Genomic DNA, 20443 nt, shown 5'->3' with positions numbered 1-20443 from the left:
TGTTTTTTCAGATTTATTACTTTTTATTTGAAACATATGTTAAAAAAATGTTTCAATAAAGATAAACTAAATACTACAACTAATATGACAGAATTTATTTAAATTTGATAATGTTCGGCGCAGATTGAATAAAAATATAATAAGTTAACCTTGGAGCCGTGGTTCTACTTTGGCTTCAAGGTTGACATTATCTTCCTCTTACTCTATAATTAATACGTCAAACGGATTAATATTGCCGTTAACTATACTGCCGTGGCACATTTTCCACGGCAATAATTATATATTTAACCAGTATACAAGAAAGGAACAGGTTAATCAGAATGAAAGTAAAATCAAGTGATTATTTGAAACAGGTTAAACCCTTATTAAAAACCTTATTAAACAGTCTTCTTGCGGATTACAGTTATGCTTCTATACTTGCCTCTGATTCAAAAGCTATGGTATACAGCGTGTCAAAGCGCGGAACGGTCATATCAGAGGATGATGTATTAAACGGCAGAGGTTTTGTAGTAAAGGTTTATGACGGTAAAAGTTATGGGGAATATTCCTTTAATGAAATAACAGAAGCCTCCCTGTCTGAGATACCAGACAAAATCAAAAACAGTCTGATGCCGTTAAAAGACTATCTGCCTGAGGGCGTTACAGAAAGCGAATATAAACAGCTTTCGGATGAAGTTAAGATATTAGTAGAAAGTACCGATTATCAACAAAGCCCGGAAGAACTTGGAGATGAAAAAATTATTGCACTGCTTACGAAAATCAGCGAAGCCGGAAGGACCTTTGACGAAAAGATCCTGGATTGTTCCGCCTCTTGCAGATACCAGCAATACCACAAGTTATTCCTGTCAAAGAATAAGGATATGGAACAGAATATTCTATGGACAACAGGGAGTCTTATGGTTATGGCCTCCAGAGGGGAAGAACTTAAGTATAACTTTAAAGGTTACTCATGTCTTGGCGGTACAGAGCTGTTACAGGAAATGGAACAGGGCTTAAGTAGTGTGGCTTCTACCGCGTTAGAGCTTCTTGAGAGTGAAACCATTACACCGGGTGAATATGAATGCATCTGCACTCCGGAGGTAACGGGAATGATTGTCCATGAAGCCTTTGGTCATGGCGTCGAGATGGATATGTTTGTTAAGAACCGTGCCCTGGCCCAAAAGTATATTGGTGAATATGTAGCCTCTCCTCTTATTACCATGCATGACGGAGCTTCCCCTGTACAGGAAACTGCAACCTTTTTGTTTGATGATGAAGGGGTACCGGCACAGGATACCATTATTATAGAAAAAGGCATCTTAAAGCGTGGAATCAGTGACAGCCAGTCTGCCATGCATCTGTCGACGATTCCTACCGGTAACGGCAGGCGTGAAAGTTACGAAAGAAAAGCCTATACCCGTATGACCAATACCTATTTTGAAGCAGGTACGGATAAAGTCGAAGATATGATTGCTTCCATTAAACAGGGCTATCTTTTGGAAAATGCCAGCAGCGGTATGGAAGACCCGAAGAACTGGGGAATTCAATGTATGGTAAATATCGCCAGGGAGATTAAGGACGGAAAACTCACCGGCAAAATTTATTCTCCTATTGTATTAACAGGCTATGTACCTGACTTATTAAAATCTATCTCCATGATTTCTGATACTATGGAACTTGGAGGCGGCGGTTTCTGCGGTAAAGGATATAAAGAATGGGTCAAGGTTTCTGACGGCGGTCCCTATATAAAAGCTAAAATTCGTCTGGGTTAATCCCTTAATAAATTTACGAGGAAAGCTATAAATCACAGAAAGGAATGGTGAATCTTGTTACATAAAATATTAACTGCCCTAAAGCAGAATAACATAACAACTTATTTAATTAATGAGAACAGTAAAGAAACCGTTGAATTGTTTTTTATTAAGAAACGTCTTGATATGAGACGCCAGAAAGACGTTCACAAGTACAGCATAACGGTTTACCAGGATTTTGAAAAGGATGGTACTCCCATGCGGGGTTCCTCCACGGTAAGCATCCACTTGGGAATGACCGAAGAAGAAGTAAATGAAACCTTGAAAAAAGCATTCTTTGCTGCTTCCTTTGTTTGTAATCCCTATTATGAACTGCCCAGTGGCGAAAAGAAGGATATGGTTGTAATGAAAAGTACCTTAAGTCAAAATTCCCTGGCAGATAATGCCAAGAAGATGGCAGAAGCCTTATTTGCAGAAGATACCGCAGAAGATACTTTCTTAAATTCCGCAGAATTATTCGCAGAAAAAACCGTCTGCCATATTGTTAACTCCCAGGGAATTGATGTGAGCTATGAAAAAAATATCGTGAAAGGAGAATTTGTTGTTCAGTGTATCGCTCCTCAGGATGTTGAAACCTATCAAGATTTCTACTATGAAAATCTGGATGCGAAAGCCTTGCAGGCTAAAGTAAAACAGACTCTTGAAATGACCAGGGCCAGAGCACAGGCTGAAACCGCACCTGCCGCCGGAGATTATACGGTACTGCTTTCCGGTCCCTATGTAAAGGATATCTTTGAATACTATTTAGACCGCTCCTCCGCCAGTATGATATACCCAAAATACTCCAACTATCAGGTCGGTAGCCAGGTTCAGGGAGAAGAGGTCACCGGAGAACTTCTTACTATTACCTTAACTGCCAGCGAACCTTTCAGCAGTGAAGGAATCCCAATGACAGACCGTACACTTTTAAAGGATGGCGTTCTAAAGACCATTCACGGAAACAGCCGGTTTTCCTACTACCTTGGTACGGAGCCTACCGGTATTTATGATAGTTTTCGTGTTCCTTGCGGTACGGAAGCTTTTTCTGATATGAAAACAGGCAAGTATCTTCATGTAGTTAATTTTTCAGATTTTCAGATGGATACCTTTTCCGGGCATTTTGCAGGTGAAATACGGCTGGCATTTTTATCCGATGGCAATACTGTCATACCGGTAACCGGTGGTTCCATTAACGGCAATCTCTTAGAAGCACAAAAGAATCTGGTATTTTCAAAAGATATGCAGATTGAAAAAGGCTACGAAGGACCCTTTGCCGTAAAACTTGAAAAGGTAAGTGTAGCCGGAGCATAATGTAATCAGATGAAGTTTAAGTAGACTATTTATTTGGTTATCTGGTAATGGACTATTCCATAAAGATCAGTTCAATGATTCGCCACAGACTTAGCAACATTTGTTTAATCTTATAAATCATTTATAACTAATAAGTCCCATGGAGGAACCGCAGCATGAAAGCAAAAGCAGTTATTCCCCTATGGGACTTAATAATAACTTAAAGACCTGACCTAAAACTTTGTCTATTCAAATGTCACTTCGATATCTCCGCTGCTTAAATCAGCCGTTAAACGTTTGCTGCCTCCATTTTCTCGGATTAAGTGACCGTCATAATTTTTACCGTCAACGTCAACCTTGCCGTAAGAGGTGCTTAAATCAAGCATATAATCCTTCGTATCTCCGGTCAGGGAAAGAATCACATCTCCGTAACTATTGGAAATATCCGCTTTCTCTAGGATGGATTTCGAAATCTTTAAATCTCCGCTGCTTAAATCAGCTTCAAATCCGTTAATTAACAATCCTTTTCCGGTTATATTCCCGTAGGAATTACTAATCTCAAGGTTTTTGCTGTTAACGGTATCAAAGTCAGCATTTCCACTTGACATGGAAATCTTAATTCTGGAATCATCCTGGCTGTTTGTATTTGCTTTATTAATATTCGTAAAATCCCCATTGCCATAGGAATTGGAATAATCCAGGGTTTTCGTGTCTAAATCACTGATGTTACTGCTGCCGGAGGACATATTGATATTCGTTTCTTCTGCTGCTGCCTTTTTTAAGGTAAGATCTCCATAGGCGACGGAAACTTTTAGCTTCTCTGTCTGTAAGTCAGATAAGGATACATCACCGGAAGCAGTTGAAATTGTAATCTGTCCTAAGTCTGCATCTTCTGGCAGGTATATTTTAATTGTATTTTTTATGTCAAAACTGATGCTGTAGGAATTAGGAAAAGCTTTGGAATCATCAAAACTTAAAATTCCGTTTTCCAATTTATAGGTTGGTTTCTCATTAAAATACCGGTAATTGATTTCAACATAGTAATTATCATCTTTTATGATTTCAATATCACCAATCCTTGAGTCAATCGTAATCTGTTTTATAGGATCAGCCAGTGTTTTTTCCATTTTAAATTCTTTGGCATCTTCCATTTTAAGCTGATTGGAATTATTAAAGCTAAAACTATAACTGCAGCCAGATAAAACCATAACTGCAAAGACCATTGAAAGCATGCCTTTCATAAACCGGTCTATCCGGATACCCTTCTTACTCCTCCGCTTTGCTTCAATATTCTTTGATTTGGTAACTTTTACGGTATAGTCTTTTAATTGCTTATCATAAAATTTACTTTCCATTCCCTTTTTATCCCCCTTAAATATACGAATGAAATGATACAATAGTTTGCTTTTGCGATTGCTAGTCTTTTGTCAACTGCACTGCCTCAATTTTTTCTACTTTGCAGACTTTCCTGTCATAGGTCAAAAGCCCGTTGACCTCATCCTCCACATCAGAAAGCTGGGTAAAAACGGCGGAGGACAATCCTTTTTCTATTAAAGCCGGAATTTCTTTTGAATATAAATTCTGAACCGCTTTATTTAGATCCTTTTTATTTACATAAATTTTATACCCATAGATATTATTGGAAAAGGAGTGTTTGGGTATATAGCAGACATATCCGGCAAATTCCGATAATACGGCTGCTCTGTTTTCAGGGATAACGTCCAACTTGCGAAAATAATTATGGATGCTGCTAAAATCCCCTCCCTTTTGATCGAACCAGCCGCTGGCTTGGTCAACCAGCCTGGTTTTATCAAGTCCTTTTATGAGTTCTGTTGCTTTGGCGGCATCAAACTGCCCCCATCCTTCATTAAAAGGAACCCATACTGCGATTGACGGACAATTATAAAGATGTTCGACTGTTTTTTTACATTCCCTGGTCCATTCGTCTCTTCCCTTTTTATTGGTTCTAGAGAATAAAACATAACAATTATCCTTTACCTTTTTCACTAATTTGGGAAAGAATGTTGGGAGATAACCCAGCCAGAGCATATTATATTTTTCTCCGCCATTTACCATATCCTGCCACACAAGAACTCCTAACCGATCACAATGATAATACCAGCGGAGGGGTTCAATTTTAATATGCTTGCGCAGCATATTAAATCCAAGTTCCTTGGTCGTCTGTATATCATATATCATGGCTTCATCACTTGGGGCAGTGTATAATCCATCCGGCCAGTAACCCTGATCAAGTAACCCGTTGTGAAAGTAAGCTTTATTATTAAGAAACATCCTGGGAATTCCCGCTTCGTCTTTTTTTACTTCAAATTTACGCATGGCAAAATAACTCTCCACTACATCTTCTCCGACTCTTATCATCATATCATATAAAAACGGATCTTCTGGGCTCCATAACCGGGGATTATTAACCGGGATAATAAAACTGGTACCGTAGTCATCTACTCTTTGCACCAACTGCTGCTCTGAAAAAATTTCTACGGTGATTTCGTTCTCTTCTACCTTTCCTTCCCAGTGGTTCATGTTAATATCCAACTGAATACAGCCCTCCTCCAGAGAAGGTGTAATTTTTATCGACTTAATATATTGTTCCGGAACCCATTCAAGCCATACGGTCTGCCAGATTCCGCTTTGGGCCGTATAAAACATACCGCCCCGCAGCATTACCTGCTTTCCCCTGCTGTGATAGGAGGTATCCGTTAAATCGATTACCCTTAGGGTCAGCCGGTTATCACCGGTTTTTATATACTTTGTAATATCACAGGAAAAAGGCAGATATCCTCCAATATGTTTCTTCACTTTTATATTATTAATAAACACCTCACAGAACTGGTCAACGGCTCCAAAATGAAGGATACAACGGTTTCCGTCTTGTATCTCATCAATTGTTATATTCCTTTCATACCAAAGATAATCCTCCGGCATTACCTGTCTGTTAACACCGGATAATGCACACTCAGGTGAAAAAGGAACTAAAATTTTACCTTCAAACCGGGAGGGTTTTTCCTTATTTTTTGTAATACAGTAATCCCAATACCCATTTAATATAGTATAATTATCCCTTCTCAGCTGAGGTCTGGGATACTCCTCCAAAACGTGCTCTACATCTAATTCTTCTCCCCATTTTGTATACAGTTGATTATCGGGCTGCTTTTTCTTTGATAGCATAAAGGTTTTAATTACATCTTTTATTTTCATTCTGTCACCTGATTTTTTACAATAATATTATTTAAAATTGCTAATATATGCCAGTATATCATAACCAAAACTTATAATCCACCTTATTTTTTACATATTTTTATAAATCTTATACATGTTCACATAGATTTCACCATTCCGCCAATATACGTTCACAATTTCGTATTATTATAATGGTAATATATTGCATATCTGCGAAAAAAGTTATTCTATTTCAAGTCAGGCACCTGAAAGGCACAGGCATATTCCATGAAATTAAAATTAATACTATTTACCTTATTCCTGTCTCTTCTATTCGTATCCTGCAGTTCAGAAAAAAATCCGATAACAGGTACCATAGTAGCTGAAAATACTGCTTACATAGTGGATAGTCCCTCTACCGATATTCCTGCTGAGAACGGCACCGAATATAGTAAGCCGGCAACTAAAGCAACTAGTAGGACCAAGGCACAAAAGAACCTTACCGGCAATCCTGATGACATAAATGCAGCCATCGAATCCAGTGATATGGTTGAATACAGTACGGAGGATTATTACACAGACTGGGCTGCCAAAGATCCCGTATATATTAATCTGGATAAAGTTTCTGATATTTATTCCGGCACAGGTTACAGGGTAGCTGGTAATTCCATTACCCTTAATACAGCCGGAATATATGTGATTAGCGGTCAACTAAAGAACGGACAGCTCATCGTTGATCTTACTACGGGTGGAATGGTTCAGATCGTATTAAACGGTCTTCAACTGAACAATATCGGCAATGCACCTATCTACATAAAAAAAGCGGACAAAGCTGTTATTTCCCTGGAAGACGGTACTAAAAACACAATTACCCAGGAAAAAGCTTCTACTGATTCTTCTGGTAAGCTAGAACGTTCAGCCATTTACAGCAATGCAGACCTTTCCATAAATGGTGCTGGATCTCTAGATATCCTGGCAGATGGCAGCAACGGTATCCTCTGCCTTGGCACCTTAAAAATAACCGGAGGTAATATTAATATCCATTCGCTGATGAACGGAATAACCGGTTTTGACCTGTTGGCAGCAAACGGTGGAACTATCAACATTAAGACAACTGGAAATGGTATGATATCCACAAATAAAGCAGAAGGTTCAAAGGGCTTTATCGTACTGGATGGCGGCAGCTATACAATTAATGCAGGAGCCGCCGGAATGAAAGCCTCCAATACCCTGTTGATAACCGGAGGAGATTACACCATTAACAGCAGTAACCTGGTCAATAAAAAACTTTCCTGCGGACTTCTGGCAGCTTCTAATGTAACCATTAACGGTGGTACTTTAAGAGTTACCTCTACAGGCGATGCGATCGCCAGCAAGTCATCCATCACGATAAACGACGGAAAACTTCTTCTGGGTTCCCAGGACAGTGCAGTAAATGCCACTAAAACGGTGACCATAGCCGGGGGTATTATTGACATTAGACCCAGTCTTACCGGTATCACCGGGAATATGATTACGATGTTGGACGGCAGTCTCCATATAACCTCCCGTGGAGATGGGATTAAATTAAACAGCTCTCCCTCCCCGAATGCTTATCTGACTGTGAGTGGAGGGTATCTGTATGTGAATGCAGCTGAGAATGGTATCAATCGGAGCGGATCTGTTTTTATGACCGGTGGTACTGTAATACTAGATGGTTCCTCTTACCAGACGAACCACTCCGAAAATGAAATCTTAAACCCTAATGTTATTTTTACTATATGCGGCGGTTTATTTATTGCCACCGGCAGTTCGCCTTCCTTAATACCCTCCAATAATTCCTCCCAATATACCATCATCTACAGATATAGAAAGATACAGCCCGCAAAACAGTTAATACACCTGGAAAGCCTCGAAGGTAATACCTTGCTTACCTATGCACCCGGGCAGCCCTATGACTCTGTTATGATCAGTTCACCAGACCTGGAAAAAGGTAAAGCTTATACTCTAACAGACAGCGGTACCAGTTCCGGCAGTAATACGGATGGTTTATATACCGGCGGGACTTATCAGGGAGGCATTAAAAGATCAAGTTTTACTCTTTCGGACTTAATATTAACATATTTATATTGAATACAGTCTGATTTAATGATAAGATGATTTCAATTTATTTCTATTAAGTTTTAATATCCTTAGGATCGGCAGCCCGTACTGGGAAGTCGTATAATTTGGCAGCCCGAAGCCGGGCAGAAGGAGCGGCTATGAGAAGAAAAGACAGAGAAGTAAGTACTATGGAAGATATTATTGCGATTATGGAGAAATGTGATGTATGCCAGTTAGCCTTTTGGGATCAGGAATATCCTTATATCGTTCCCCTTAATTTTGGATTTTCCTATGACGGTACTGATATGGAATTATATTTCCACGGAGCTAATGCAGGTAAAAAAATGGAACTTATCAGCCAGAATAATAAAGTCGGTTTTGAAATGGACTGCTCCCACACATTAATAACCGCTGATGAAGCCTGCGAATACACCATGGAATATGAAAGTGTCTGCGGTAACGGAACAATTGAATTACTGGAAGGAGAAGATAAGGTAAAGGGCCTGACCTTCCTTATGAAACAATATTCCCCGAATGAAACCTTTCATTTTAATGAAAAACATGTCAATGCCGTAGCAGTATATAAGCTAAAAGTGAACCACATTACTGGAAAACGGTTAAACCGTTCCTAACACATAATAAACAATAGTATACCCCGGTAATCCTGCGATACCGGGGTATACTATTGTTATGCACTTCTAGCTTTGGGCTGATATTGACAGTTGTTGTTAATGAATTATCCTTAATTAATGAAAAGAAAAAGGACTGCAACCAATTAACCCAGATTGGTTCCTTACGTAACCGCCTCCTCATAATAGCCGCGCTGTTAAGTTTGACCAATTTAGATTACCTGTCTGCAATCCTTTTTTATTTAATCAAGTATAAAATTAGCTACTCCTATATTCTTTAAAGATACAATAGGCTTACAATTTCCTGCCAGTTTATAGTTACCTGCAGGACATACCATTAAGGAATAGCAGCCTTCAAAGGGTACTTTGAATTGAAAGCAGCCATAACCGATTATCTTTTGGCAGTATAGTAACGTTTTCGTATCATTGCATACTTTATAGAGTCTTACTTCCCATTCATGGGGTTTACAGCAAAGGCATCCCCAGATACAGCCAATGATGACTCCAGGTTTTATTTTACATTCCGGCTTTAGAGAACACCCTGGTTCTTCTTCTATAGGAACTGGAAATGGTACAGGGTAAACAATAAAGTCAGTGGAAGGTTCCGGACATTCGGGACATGCCGGACATGCCGGGCATGTAGGACATTCCGGACAAGTCGGTGGTGGCGTTGGTCTTGGCGGTGCTGGTGGCGCCGGTGGTGGTGGCGTCGGTCTTGGCGGTGCTGGTGGTGCCGGTGGCGGTGGTGTCGGTCTTGGTGGTGCTGGTGGCGCCGGTGGTGGTGGCGTCGGTCTTGGTGGTGCTGGTGGTGCCGGTGGCGGTGGTGTCGGTCTTGGTGGTGCCGGCGGTGGTGGTGTCGGTCTTGGCGGCGCTGTTGGTGCCGGTGGCGGTGGCGTCGGTCTTGGCGGCGCTGTTGGTGCCGGTGGCGGTGGCGTCGGTCTTGGCGGTGCTGTTGGTGCCGGTGGCGGCGGAGTCGGTGGTGCCGGAGATACTGCCGGTGTTTCTTCACATACCAAACCACCTACAAATGGAAAAAGGTGAAATTCAAAACCACTGTTAGCATTAACCGCAAAGGAACCAAGGGCTGCGTTACCACTTACATGACCACCTGTCTGATGTCCATGGAACATAGCCTGAGGTGCCAGGATACTGCCCCAGATATCAGAGGATTTTTCCATATAAATATTTGTTGCATCCTCAAAAACATAAAGTGTCTGACCGGCTCTTCTCTCTTCACCATAGAGCCCATATTGCAAATGTGCATTATTTCCTGTTCTAAGCCGCACGATAACCAGACTGCCAGCAGGTACTTCAGCTCGTAACCCTTTATTAATCAGGCCATTCGGACGAACATCTACTAAAAAAACATTCTGATGCGGATCATTCCCGCGTAGTATCCATTCGTGTATATTATCTACTATAGTTCCATTAACCGGAAGTGCTTCTATACAGTCCATATATGCATCCATACTCTGTCTTGCATTCTGGAAAAAAGCCGGAAGATCCGCACCAATTCTGGAGGCCGGAATATAACGCAAAACGTCATAACTTGGTATCACATAATGATCTCCTTTGTCACTGATAGTCCAATATCTGCTTCCTCCGCTAGCCTGATATAAGTAATTTAATTCCTGCTCCTGATTCGCAGTATTGTCTTTACCAATTAAATAGGTGCTTCCTTTCGCAGCATGAAAACTTCCGCCAACAACCACATGACCGACAACGACCAGTGGACCTTCCATGGCTACATTACCGCCAACTAAAAATCTTACTAAATCCGGGGAATATCTGACCTGGTTCCTCGAATCTCTCTCAAAACCTACACTTAATCCCCTTGGACTGTAGAAACTGCCTCCGACTGCCATTGGCCCTTCCACATCGATAATGTTATTGGCATCGTTAAGAACTGTTAAATTAAATTGAGAAGCTGCGCCAAATGGCTGACCTTCTACATCGTACCAATTAATATCATCATAAGGTATTCCTACACCTGTTACGGCTGGGCTGCCATAATTGTTATAATCCATATAATCTCCTGTAAAACATACCTTGGATTGCTCAAATCCTTATTCTCATTTCAGTTTATTCGGTTTAGGAAATTATTGTGCAGGTTTTTATGCCCTTTCTGCTTAAAATATTACAATTATTTTTGTTTCCAGCAATGATTCAAGGGACCATTTCCTTTTCCCAGATTCAATCCTGCTTTTAATGCCCCTGTAATATACTCTTTTGCCGACCTGATGCTGCTTTGCATATCCAATCCGGCAGCCAGATTGCAGGCAATAGCAGACGAAAGGGTACAGCCCGTACCGTGGGTATTTAAAGTATCCACTTTACTTTGTTCAAACCAATGAAATTCCCTTTTAGTATACAAAAGATCATCACTGCAATCTTTTAAATGCCCTCCTTTTATTAGGATATCTGCCTGAAACCATTCCGATAATTTTGCCGCACCTTTTAGCATATCCTCTTTATTCTGTATTGAAAACCCACACAAACTTTCAGCTTCGGCAAGATTAGGCGTTATGAGGTTAGCCAGGGGCATCAGCTTAGTTATAAGGGACTGGACCGCCCCCTCCTTAAGAAGCCTGCTGCCGCTGGTCGATATCATAACCGGGTCTACTATGATATTATCTGCTTTATATTCCTTTAATTTATCTGCAAGGGTATTGATGATAGCTTCGCTTGAGACCATTCCGATTTTAACGGCATCCGGATAAATATCAGTAAATACAGCCTCTAGCTGTTGTATCACAAAATCTTTTGGTACCTCAAACACACCATAAACACCAGTGGTATTCTGGGCGGTAAGAGCGGTAATTACACTCATGGCATACATCTTATGGGCGGTTATGGTTTTAATATCTGCCTGGATACCTGCACCGCCGCTGCAGTCCGAGCCGGCAATTGTCAGAATTTTTTTCATATATAGCTCCTGCTGCTGCCTTTAATCATTTGTCTGGAAAGCTCTAACAGCTCTTTTGCCGCTTTCAAGGGTTCCTGCTGTGCAAAGATAGCAGATATAACCGCCACTCCATCCACGCCGCTGCCGGAAAGCTTAAGGATATTCTCCTTTGATATTCCGCCTATAGCAACTACTGGTATACTGACAGCGTCACAGATGCTTTTCAGGGTATCAAAGGCCACAGGGGCTGCATCAGCTTTTGTGGTGGTGGTAAATACTGAACCTACACCAATATAATCTGCTCCCAGTTCTTCTGCCCTGATGGCTTCTTCAACCGTATGTACCGATAAACCGATCACTTTTCCCTTCCCTAACTTCTCTCTTACCGACTTAAAATCCTCATCCCCCTGTCCGATATGAACACCATCCGCACCAGCTTTAAGTGCTACTTCCACATCATCATTAATGATAAATGGTATATGATACCGGTCTGTTACCGCCTTTATTTCTTTCGCTTCTCTAAGGAACTCCATGGACAAAAGATTCTTTTCCCTTAGCTGTATAAAAGTTGCTCCTCCCCTGATACTCTCCTCCACCTGATCTGCCAGACTGTGCTCCCCCAGCCAGGTTCTGTCCGTAACTACATATAAAAGCATGTCCTGTTTATTAACGTTCACCATTCCACCCAAACACTACGATAAATAGCAGATGCATTCTATTTATCGTATCCTTTCTTTTACTTAGCACAAGCAATCTATCCATTTACCTTATATATTATCTTGTTGCCTCAGTTATATTATCTCTGTTATCTCAGTTATCTATATCTGTTTTCTCAGTTATTTTAGCTCTGTTACCTCAGTTATACTAGCTCTGTTAGCTCTGTTATTCTAGCTCTGTTACCTCAGTTATACTAGCTCTGTTAGCCAGGGTATCACCAGTTAGCTCACTCATGGAATCAATCAAATACATCTTAAGGGAAGCAGTGCCCCCTTTTGTTTCCGTTATCTTTAAATAGGCTAGTTCTCCGCAGATGCCCATAGCACATACACTGGCTGCCGCTGCTTTTAGTAACAGATCGGAATTGGCGGCCAGAAAGGCACCCATTATGGCAGTCAGCATACAACCAGTGCCGGTAATTTTACTCATCATCGGATGACCGTTACGGATAATATATGCACGCTCTGCATCTGCAACAATATCTATGGCTCCGGTTATAGCTATAATTGCCCCGGTTTCCTCCGACAAAGCTTTTGCGAACCGAAGGGTTTCCTTAATATTATTCTCTGTGACTCTATCGGCACTGTCTGCATCAACACCCTTTGTACTGCCGCTTCCCTTATAAACTGTCATGATTTCAGATATATTACCTCTAATTGCCGTAAATTTAATCTCTTGTAATAATCGTTTGGTAGTTTCGGTACGCAGTGCAGAAGCCCCGGCTCCGACCGGATCAAGTATTACCGGATGATTTAATTCATTGGCTTTTTTGCCGGCCTTTATCATGGCTTCAACGGTCCGTTCATTTAAAGTACCAATATTTATGACCAATCCATTACAGATTGCGGTTATTTCCTCCACCTCCTTACCATCATCTGCCATAATGGGAGAGGCTCCGCAGGCAAGCAGGATATTGGCACAGTCATTAACCGTCACATAGTTTGTGATATTATGTATAAGGGGTGCACTTTCCCTTACATTTTCCAGTATTTCTTTTAGGTGTTCCATTTTTTTCCCTTTCTTTCTATGATAGGATTTAATAGTTTTATAAGATTTAATAACTTAATAGGATTTAGTGAAATCCTGCAAACATATTCCATATGAAGACCATAACTAATATTTCTGCTATTTGGTACAGAACTCAACTTTTTCACCGTTTAATATTTTGTTGGTAGTTCTCATGGCACACATTTTACCGCACATGGAGCAGCTGTTTTTTTCTGCAGGAGGAGTACTTTCAAAATATTCCCTGGCCTTTTTGGAATCAATCGCATAACTGAACATTTCTTCCCAATCGATCCGTCTTCTGGCATCACTCATTTTATTATCCAGATCTCTGGCACCAGGAATGCCTTTTGCAATGTCCCCGGCATGTGCCGCAATTTTGGAGGCTATAATACCTTCCTTTACATCCTTTAAATCCGGCAGCCTTAAATGCTCCGCAGGTGTTACATAACATAAGAAATCCGCTCCATTTGCAGCCGCTATGGCACCTCCGATGGCAGAAGTAATGTGGTCGTACCCCGGGGCAATATCCGTTACCAGAGGTCCAAGTACATAAAATGGAGCCCCATGGCAAAGTCTCTTTTCAAGTGCCATATTGGCGGCAATTTCATTCAATGCCATATGACCGGGACCCTCCACCAGCACCTGTACATTTTTTTCCCAGGCACGTTTCGTAAGATTGCCCAGCTCGATTAATTCCGCAATCTGTCCGGCATCTGTACTGTCGTTAATACTTCCCGGTCTTAAGGCATCCCCGAGACTGATGGTAACATCATATTCATAAAGAATCCCAAGGACTTCCTCATAATACTCATAAAAAGGATTCTCATTGCCCGTCATCTCCATCCAGGCAAATAAAAGGGAACCGCCTCTGGAAACAATATTGGTAATACGTCTGGTCTTTTTAAAACTATCTACTACCCGGCGGTTGATTCCGGCATGAATGGTCATAAAATCCACTCCCTGTTTCGCATGAGCCTCTACTACTTTTAGAAAATCCCTTGCAGTTATATCCATTAAGTCCTTCTCCAGGTATCCTATTGCATCATACATCGGAACCGTGCCGATCATAGCCTTTGAATACTCAATAAGCTGTTGTCTGAAGGTATTGGTCTTGCCATAATTACTTAAATCCATTATAGATTCCGCTCCAAGCTCAACGGACAGCTTTACTTTTTCAAATTCTTTGGTATAATCGGCACAGTCTCCGGATACTCCAAGATTAACATTGATTTTAGTTTTAAGTCCCTCTCCAATTCCTTCCGGACTTAAGGAGGTGTGTCTGACATTGGCAGGAATTACAATCTGACCTCTGGCAATTCGCTCCCTTAATTTTTCAGGGTCTATCTTCTCTTTTTCTGCCACCACTTGCATTTCCTTTGTAATTATATTGTTTCTGGCTGCTTCCATCTGCGTTTTATACTGCATTTTATTTTTCCTCCATACTGTAATATTGTATTATGCCTGTCTTTTTAAAAACCCTGATAAATAATAAGGATATCGCTGCTCCCACCAGGGTACTTACACCAAACGGAACGACAAGCCCAAATACTGCTGTCTTAGCAGACAACAGTGAGGTTGCCATCCATGCGGCTATAACAGACCCCAGAATGCCGGTTCCTACAACTTCTCCGGCAAAAGCAAATATGGTTTTTTTTGTGAATTGATACAATACACCGCTTAATAATGCCCCCACCATGCTGCCTGGAAAAGCAAGCAGGCTTCCGGTTCCAAGCATAACCCGGATCAGTGAGGTACAAAAGGCCATACTGACGGAATAAAAAGGTCCCAGCAAAACTCCTGCCAAAACATTGATAAAGTGCTGGATTGGAAAACATTTGGCTATTCCCAAAGGTATGTAAAAGGGTGAACACACCACTCCCACCGCAATTAATACTCCAGCTAACGTTAATTTTCTTAGAGGTTTCATTTTTTACCATCCTTTCACTACTATGGGGCTGTGTGTTCCTACTGCTGCGGAACAAAGGTCATCCTGTAAAAATAAAAAATGAGACATACCAACAAAACAGGTATATCCCATAAAATTTACATTCATGTTATTCCCTACGTTGGCATTATCCAAATCAGGTACGGTCGAAACTATTGTTTCCTCTCAGCCTGCACACAAGCTCCCGAAAAATTATTCAATTTTTTACATTATATCTATTTTTTAGAAAGGTGTCAATCTATTATTATAAGACGAAAGTAAACGTCTATTATAATAAGACGAAGAAAACGTTATAGAAAAATCTTAAATGAATTATATATATCCAGTATTCCATAACCCCATTCCTGATTTGGATAAACGTACTCCGGAAATCTATTGGCACCAGTAATCAGCATTCTTTGAATTATTATATTATTCATATCGGATCTATTCCCTTTTATTATTCCCCATTCCAACAATAAAGCAGCTACTCCTGCCGTATATGCTGCTGCTACGCTGGTTCCCGTTGCTTTTATAAAGGTATTACCTGTAAAGGGTGCTGTTATATCTACTCCTGGTGCTGCTATGTCCGGTTTAAATCTATTATCTTTTGTAAATCCCATGCTGGAATAATAAAACAGATTATTATATAGCGGATTATACGCTGTAACTGCAATTACATTTTCCGTATTTGCAGGCATGGAAAGCGTTGTATTGTTATCCGATCTGAAGAAAAAGGTATCGTCCAAAATGTAATTATAAATTGGTAACCAGATATGATATCTGACATTTATGTCACCATATCCTGAAATATTAAACCGCCAGATACCGCTCTGGGGATTCTGAAAGCGAAAAAATATAAACTGATCACCGGTCCTTGTTTCACTTAAAATATTGTCTACCAAAATAGTAGTATCATGGTATGTGGCAGCCAGGCTTTCCCCTGCCACAGTAATTGGAGGAATATGTAATACCAAAGTATTGTCCGGTGAATATATATCGGCTTCTACGATATTAGGTGCATACCCCCATAACTCCATAGCAAATCCTGTTTCATTTTCCGCAATATTTAGTTCAACTATTCCCTGCTCGTCGTAAGGGCTTATTTCATCATAAAAATGATGTCTGCGGTTTCCTTCATTACCGGCTGCTACAACGACAGAATAACCTACTTCACGGCTAATATCATCATAATAATTACAGGAAATACATTGTCCTTCATGCGCTCCCTGACTGGTTCCAAGTCCAAGGCAGATTACCAGAGGACGGCTTAACCGCCTGGCAACCTCCCTAAGGTATTTTACTCCCAGCATGATATCATTTTCCTGATAACCGATGGCCCACTCCGGTATTTTGTAAAATTCCATCAAATAAGGTTTCGCCTGTTTTAATTTAACCACTACCAGTTCGGAACCAGATGCTACTCCTTCAAAATTACTTTCCCAAAGAGAGCTTCCGGCGGCTACCCCTGCCACCATGGTTCCATGACCTATGGTATCGGTACTTGGTACTAATGCAAAAGGATCCGAAGAGTTGAGGGCTTCATTAATCTGATCCCTGGTATATTCTGTTCCATAGTATAAATTCTCGGGATAGTTCTCGCTGTCAATTGTCTGATCCCAGATTGATACAATTCTTGTAGTATGATCAGGATTCCTAAATACCGGGTTGGTATAATCAATTCCCGTATCAACAAATCCTATTAGAACACCCTGACCCGTTAAATCAAGCCCTGGCTCACTTAGTTGATATATGTCGGATGCTTCCTTACTAACGTCAGATAACAGTCCGAATATAGGCGGAATGGCTGCACGGCCGAATTTTAACATACTATCCGGAGTCATTTCCTCCACCGGAATATAGGTAACACCAAATCTGCCTTCTATAGAAATAATGGTAGAGGCGGGATCCTTTAACATATTATTAACCGCATCAAATCCCTGTACTATTAAATCAGCATATTCATTACTGGTAATCTTATATCTTTCCTCTGGATTCATTCATTAAGCCACCACATTAACCTTTACTATGTAAATATGTACTAATCCAATAAAATATACTTACAGAATGCATGAATTAAGTGGAAGACTTTTACCAGGGAAGCAGATACAATAAAAATACGATGAATCTCCGGCAAAGGTTTACAACATGGCCGGTTTTACAAGTATACTGCAGATACCGCCGGTTAAGTCAGTAACCGTATAGGTAAGGTTTCTTTTTTTCATCTCCTGGTCAAACCAGGGCATTACATGATCGCAGAGGATTTCCAGCTGATGAAAGGTGGTGGTGTTTAAGAAGGGTAATATGGTACTTTTAGAAGTATAAGGTAAATCCGAATGTTTTAATAAATTAAAATCAAAAAAATAATTGCCTTTTTCCTTCGTTTCTACCGGAGCAGTGGGAATTTTTGCGGCTTCCTGCTCTGCATAGACAGCCTCTAGTTCTTTTTGGATGTCGGAATATAACTCATCCAGAACCTGTATATTAAATTCCTCAAGCTCTGAGATAATAAAGCCGGCTCCATTAAATACATTATAAACCAGACCCGTTATGGACTTTCCCACAATAATCCTACAGTCCTTCAGTTCCTTAATAATCCTTCCAAGCCCTTCTCTGATGTCTGCAATACTGCCATTTAGGATATCTGGTACCATAACTTCCAGAAGCAAACTCCATTTTTGCTCCGTTTTATGAAATACGGACAACTTCTTCGCTTCCTTCATCTCTGATATATGATTGTTTTCATCCAATATGACTGCTATAATTTTCTGCATATATCCGCCTCTTTCTTATAAGTGCTGGGTTTACAGTTAGATATTAGTTGCAAAGATTATATTCTAAATAGAAAAACTATTCAAGTGGTTTTTATATTTATGCAGAAAATATTATATTTTTAGGCTCCGGCACAAAAATTATTCTAAGACCAAGTAGGATACCCCTGTAATTTTACACCAGCTCCATAAAACTCTCTACGTAAGACAGAACCTCGTAAATTTCCGGATACTCAAAAAACTCCCGGTTATCTATCAGGTTTTTTAGTTTCTCAACCGATACCCATTTGACCTTGGCAACTTCTTGTTCCTGCAACTTAATATCCGATAACAAAACATTCTTTTTAACAATATAGATATCCCATATGAGGCGGTAGGAATCCTCCCTGATTATTCTGCGGATAAAATGGATTTCCTCTTCCTTTACCGATATGCCCAGTTCTTCCTTTATTTCACGTATACAGCCGTCAGCCGGGGTTTCACCTGCCATCATTCTGCCAGTCGTATGGCTCCAGATGCCAGGAAGTATCTCACAGTGTTTACTTCTCTGTTGAATTAAAAGTTCCTTCTTTGAATTAATAATCCAGGCCTCCATGGCTAAATGATATTCCTCTACACTAGTCATGCTGCCTTTTTCCATAATTCTGCCGGTTGGATTTCCGTATTTATCATAAATATCCCATCGTTCCATTTTTGCTCCCATTGCATAACACATCTGCAAGCAGAGGTGTTACTGCCACATATAAAAAGGTTGAAAGAATCATTAAATGGCATCCTCTTTTTCATAATATTTTCTTTCAACCTAGCACCAATTGCATGCTGCATCTGCTCGCAGATGTGGCACTGCCTCAAATCAGGGTGTGAAATGTCTTTTTATTCCACACTAACGCCCATGCATATCGCAAGCTGGCTTGCGATACTGCCCAAATAAGAAGTGTGAAATGGTTTTATTTCACACTAACGCCCATGCATATCGCAAGCTGGCTTGCGATACTGCCCAAATAAGAAGTGTGAAATGGTTTTATTTATCACTAACGCCCATGCCTTCTGGGCATAAACCTTGAAGAATAGCCTCTTTTGCATTTCGCGAGGCAATTCACACTAGCTCCCCACTTATTTTATACATTTCGCCATTTCCTCATAAGATGCCGCAGGGAATCTACTTAACAGATGTTTAATAATTTCATCTTTCGCAGTTTTTCCGTCCATATAATAAGCAGATCTTACGTAATCTTCACCGAATAACTTTTCTGATAAGGTGTAAGCTGCTACCGACCAGCCGTATTCCTCATTTTTCTTGTTCCGTTTTCTACTAAAATCTCTTACAGTAATATAAGTCTGCATCTGAAGCAGGGATATCGCTCCTTCAAACCCCTTATCACCGCCTTTGCCAAAGCCGGCCAGTGCTTTTAATTCATAAGAGGGAAGTATTTCCTGTTCTGTAAGCACATCTATAATATTCTTGCATTTTCTTGAGGCAAGACCATCTTCATACCTGCTGTCAAAATCATAACCGTCACGACGGTAGGCAGCTAACCTGGGATACCATTCCTTTGATACAAAGCCGGCTCTGTTTTGAAATAATTTTCCGTAAGCTATCTTTCCTTCTGAAGCAATAATCTCTCTCCATTCCCAGGGATCTTCATTCCGATTCCCACACCACCAGCTATTAGAAGCCGTACATTCCTCCACGGAAAACCCAGCAATATTATTTTTAAATAAGGGCAAAAAACCAATCCGGTTAATTAAATCTGTCAGTTCCGTATACGTCTTAATTCTACTGTCATCAGTGTTCTCAAGGCCTTGCATTGTCCACTTGCCGTCAAGAGTAATCATTTCTTTTCCTCCGTATCTATCCATTAAAATTTCTTCGTATTTTATTACTATATTTACCATTATAACAGATAAAATTGAGGACGCAATATAAAAAACAGAACAAATGGTTTGTTACAAACACGACTACCCAGGATAGTAAAGTGAAGATTACCTTCATTGATTAAGGCAATATCCTATCATACTGTCAAGCACTTTACTATTTCTTCCTTCCTATGTTTGCCGCAGATACAGATAAATAGTATTGACAGTCTTGACATAGGCAGAATTTACTATATAATTAGTAATGCAATGGCGCTCTCAAGGGGAGTACCATTGCCTTTTTTATTATTATATTT

16 protein-coding genes and 1 riboswitch are annotated in these 20443 nt (G+C 40.4%); of the genes, 4 read left to right on the top strand and 12 right to left on the bottom strand.

Translation table 11 applies throughout. From position 1 onward, the window contains the following. Positions 1-320: 320 nt before the first annotated feature. Both QA584_RS05540 and QA584_RS05535 read left to right on the top strand, forming a co-directional pair. Positions 321-1751, top strand: a complete 1431-nt coding sequence (locus tag QA584_RS05540) for a TldD/PmbA family protein (protein ID WP_278273512.1) — start codon at positions 321-323, stop codon at positions 1749-1751. A 54-nt stretch (positions 1752-1805) separates the two neighbouring features. Then, positions 1806-3080 carry a metallopeptidase TldD-related protein gene (locus QA584_RS05535; protein WP_278273511.1) on the top strand — a complete coding sequence of 425 codons (1275 nt, stop codon included), beginning with the start codon at positions 1806-1808 and terminating at the stop codon, positions 3078-3080. Positions 3081-3304: 224 nt separating this feature from the next. On the opposite strand, the gene QA584_RS05530 is transcribed toward QA584_RS05535, so the two are convergent. After that, positions 3305-4414 carry a DUF4097 family beta strand repeat-containing protein gene (locus QA584_RS05530; RefSeq protein ID WP_278273510.1) on the bottom strand — a complete coding sequence of 370 codons (1110 nt, stop codon included), beginning with the start codon at positions 4412-4414 and terminating at the stop codon, positions 3305-3307. A gap of 61 nt (positions 4415-4475) precedes the next feature. Further along, positions 4476-6275 (bottom strand): glycoside hydrolase family 2 protein, encoded by a 1800-nt coding sequence (locus QA584_RS05525; protein WP_278273509.1) that lies wholly within the window; start codon positions 6273-6275, stop codon positions 4476-4478. Positions 6276-6524: 249 nt separating this feature from the next. On the opposite strand from QA584_RS05525, the gene QA584_RS05520 reads away from it, so the two are divergent. Next, complete coding sequence (locus tag QA584_RS05520) at positions 6525-8348, top strand: carbohydrate-binding domain-containing protein (protein WP_278273508.1); 1824 nt, start codon at positions 6525-6527, stop codon at positions 8346-8348. A 95-nt stretch (positions 8349-8443) separates the two neighbouring features. Continuing rightward, positions 8444-8950, top strand: coding sequence for a pyridoxamine 5'-phosphate oxidase family protein (locus tag QA584_RS05515; protein WP_278273507.1), 507 nt, complete (start codon positions 8444-8446; stop codon positions 8948-8950). Between the two features lie 239 nt (positions 8951-9189). On the opposite strand, the gene QA584_RS05510 is transcribed toward QA584_RS05515, so the two are convergent. The 10 genes from QA584_RS05510 to QA584_RS05465 all read right to left on the bottom strand — a co-directional run bounded on the left by QA584_RS05510 (position 9190) and on the right by QA584_RS05465 (position 20132). Beyond that, the gene (locus QA584_RS05510) at positions 9190-10974 is read right to left on the bottom strand and encodes a collagen-binding domain-containing protein (protein WP_278273506.1); all 1785 of its coding nucleotides are present in this window, start codon (positions 10972-10974) and stop codon (positions 9190-9192) included. A 116-nt stretch (positions 10975-11090) separates the two neighbouring features. Next, positions 11091-11873 carry a bifunctional hydroxymethylpyrimidine kinase/phosphomethylpyrimidine kinase gene (gene thiD, locus QA584_RS05505; RefSeq protein WP_278273505.1) on the bottom strand — a complete coding sequence of 261 codons (783 nt, stop codon included), beginning with the start codon at positions 11871-11873 and terminating at the stop codon, positions 11091-11093. Continuing rightward, entirely contained in the window at positions 11870-12532 is a 663-nt protein-coding gene (gene thiE / locus QA584_RS05500) for a thiamine phosphate synthase (RefSeq protein WP_334306017.1), read from the bottom strand. The genes thiD and thiE overlap by 4 nt, the downstream gene beginning before the upstream one ends. A gap of 202 nt (positions 12533-12734) precedes the next feature. Further along, positions 12735-13577, bottom strand: coding sequence for a hydroxyethylthiazole kinase (gene thiM, locus QA584_RS05495; protein ID WP_278273503.1), 843 nt, complete (start codon positions 13575-13577; stop codon positions 12735-12737). Between the two features lie 117 nt (positions 13578-13694). Continuing rightward, complete coding sequence (thiC, locus tag QA584_RS05490) at positions 13695-15002, bottom strand: phosphomethylpyrimidine synthase ThiC (protein ID WP_278273502.1); 1308 nt, start codon at positions 15000-15002, stop codon at positions 13695-13697. Between the two features lies 1 nt (position 15003). Then, positions 15004-15504, bottom strand: a complete 501-nt coding sequence (gene thiW / locus QA584_RS05485; protein ID WP_278273501.1) for an energy coupling factor transporter S component ThiW — start codon at positions 15502-15504, stop codon at positions 15004-15006. A 114-nt stretch (positions 15505-15618) separates the two neighbouring features. Then, positions 15619-15720: riboswitch (TPP riboswitch) on the bottom strand. Positions 15721-15812: 92 nt separating this feature from the next. Continuing rightward, the gene (locus QA584_RS05480) at positions 15813-17501 is read right to left on the bottom strand and encodes a S8 family peptidase (RefSeq protein WP_278273500.1); all 1689 of its coding nucleotides are present in this window, start codon (positions 17499-17501) and stop codon (positions 15813-15815) included. A gap of 141 nt (positions 17502-17642) precedes the next feature. Beyond that, positions 17643-18275, bottom strand: a complete 633-nt coding sequence (locus QA584_RS05475) for a Fe-only nitrogenase accessory AnfO family protein (RefSeq protein WP_278273499.1) — start codon at positions 18273-18275, stop codon at positions 17643-17645. A 172-nt stretch (positions 18276-18447) separates the two neighbouring features. Continuing rightward, on the bottom strand, positions 18448-18963 hold the full coding sequence (locus QA584_RS05470) for an NUDIX hydrolase (RefSeq protein WP_278273498.1): 516 nt from the start codon (positions 18961-18963) through the stop codon (positions 18448-18450). A 422-nt stretch (positions 18964-19385) separates the two neighbouring features. Further along, entirely contained in the window at positions 19386-20132 is a 747-nt protein-coding gene (locus tag QA584_RS05465; protein ID WP_278273497.1) for an AlkZ-related protein, read from the bottom strand. Between the last annotated feature and the right edge of the window lie 311 nt (positions 20133-20443).

Origin of the sequence: Anaerocolumna sp. AGMB13025, from assembly GCF_029689925.1 — a bacterium.
Taxonomy (GTDB): domain Bacteria; phylum Bacillota; class Clostridia; order Lachnospirales; family Lachnospiraceae; genus Anaerocolumna.
The sequence above is the reverse complement of the archived record's forward strand: the minus strand, read 5'-3'. Positions and strand labels throughout refer to the sequence as shown.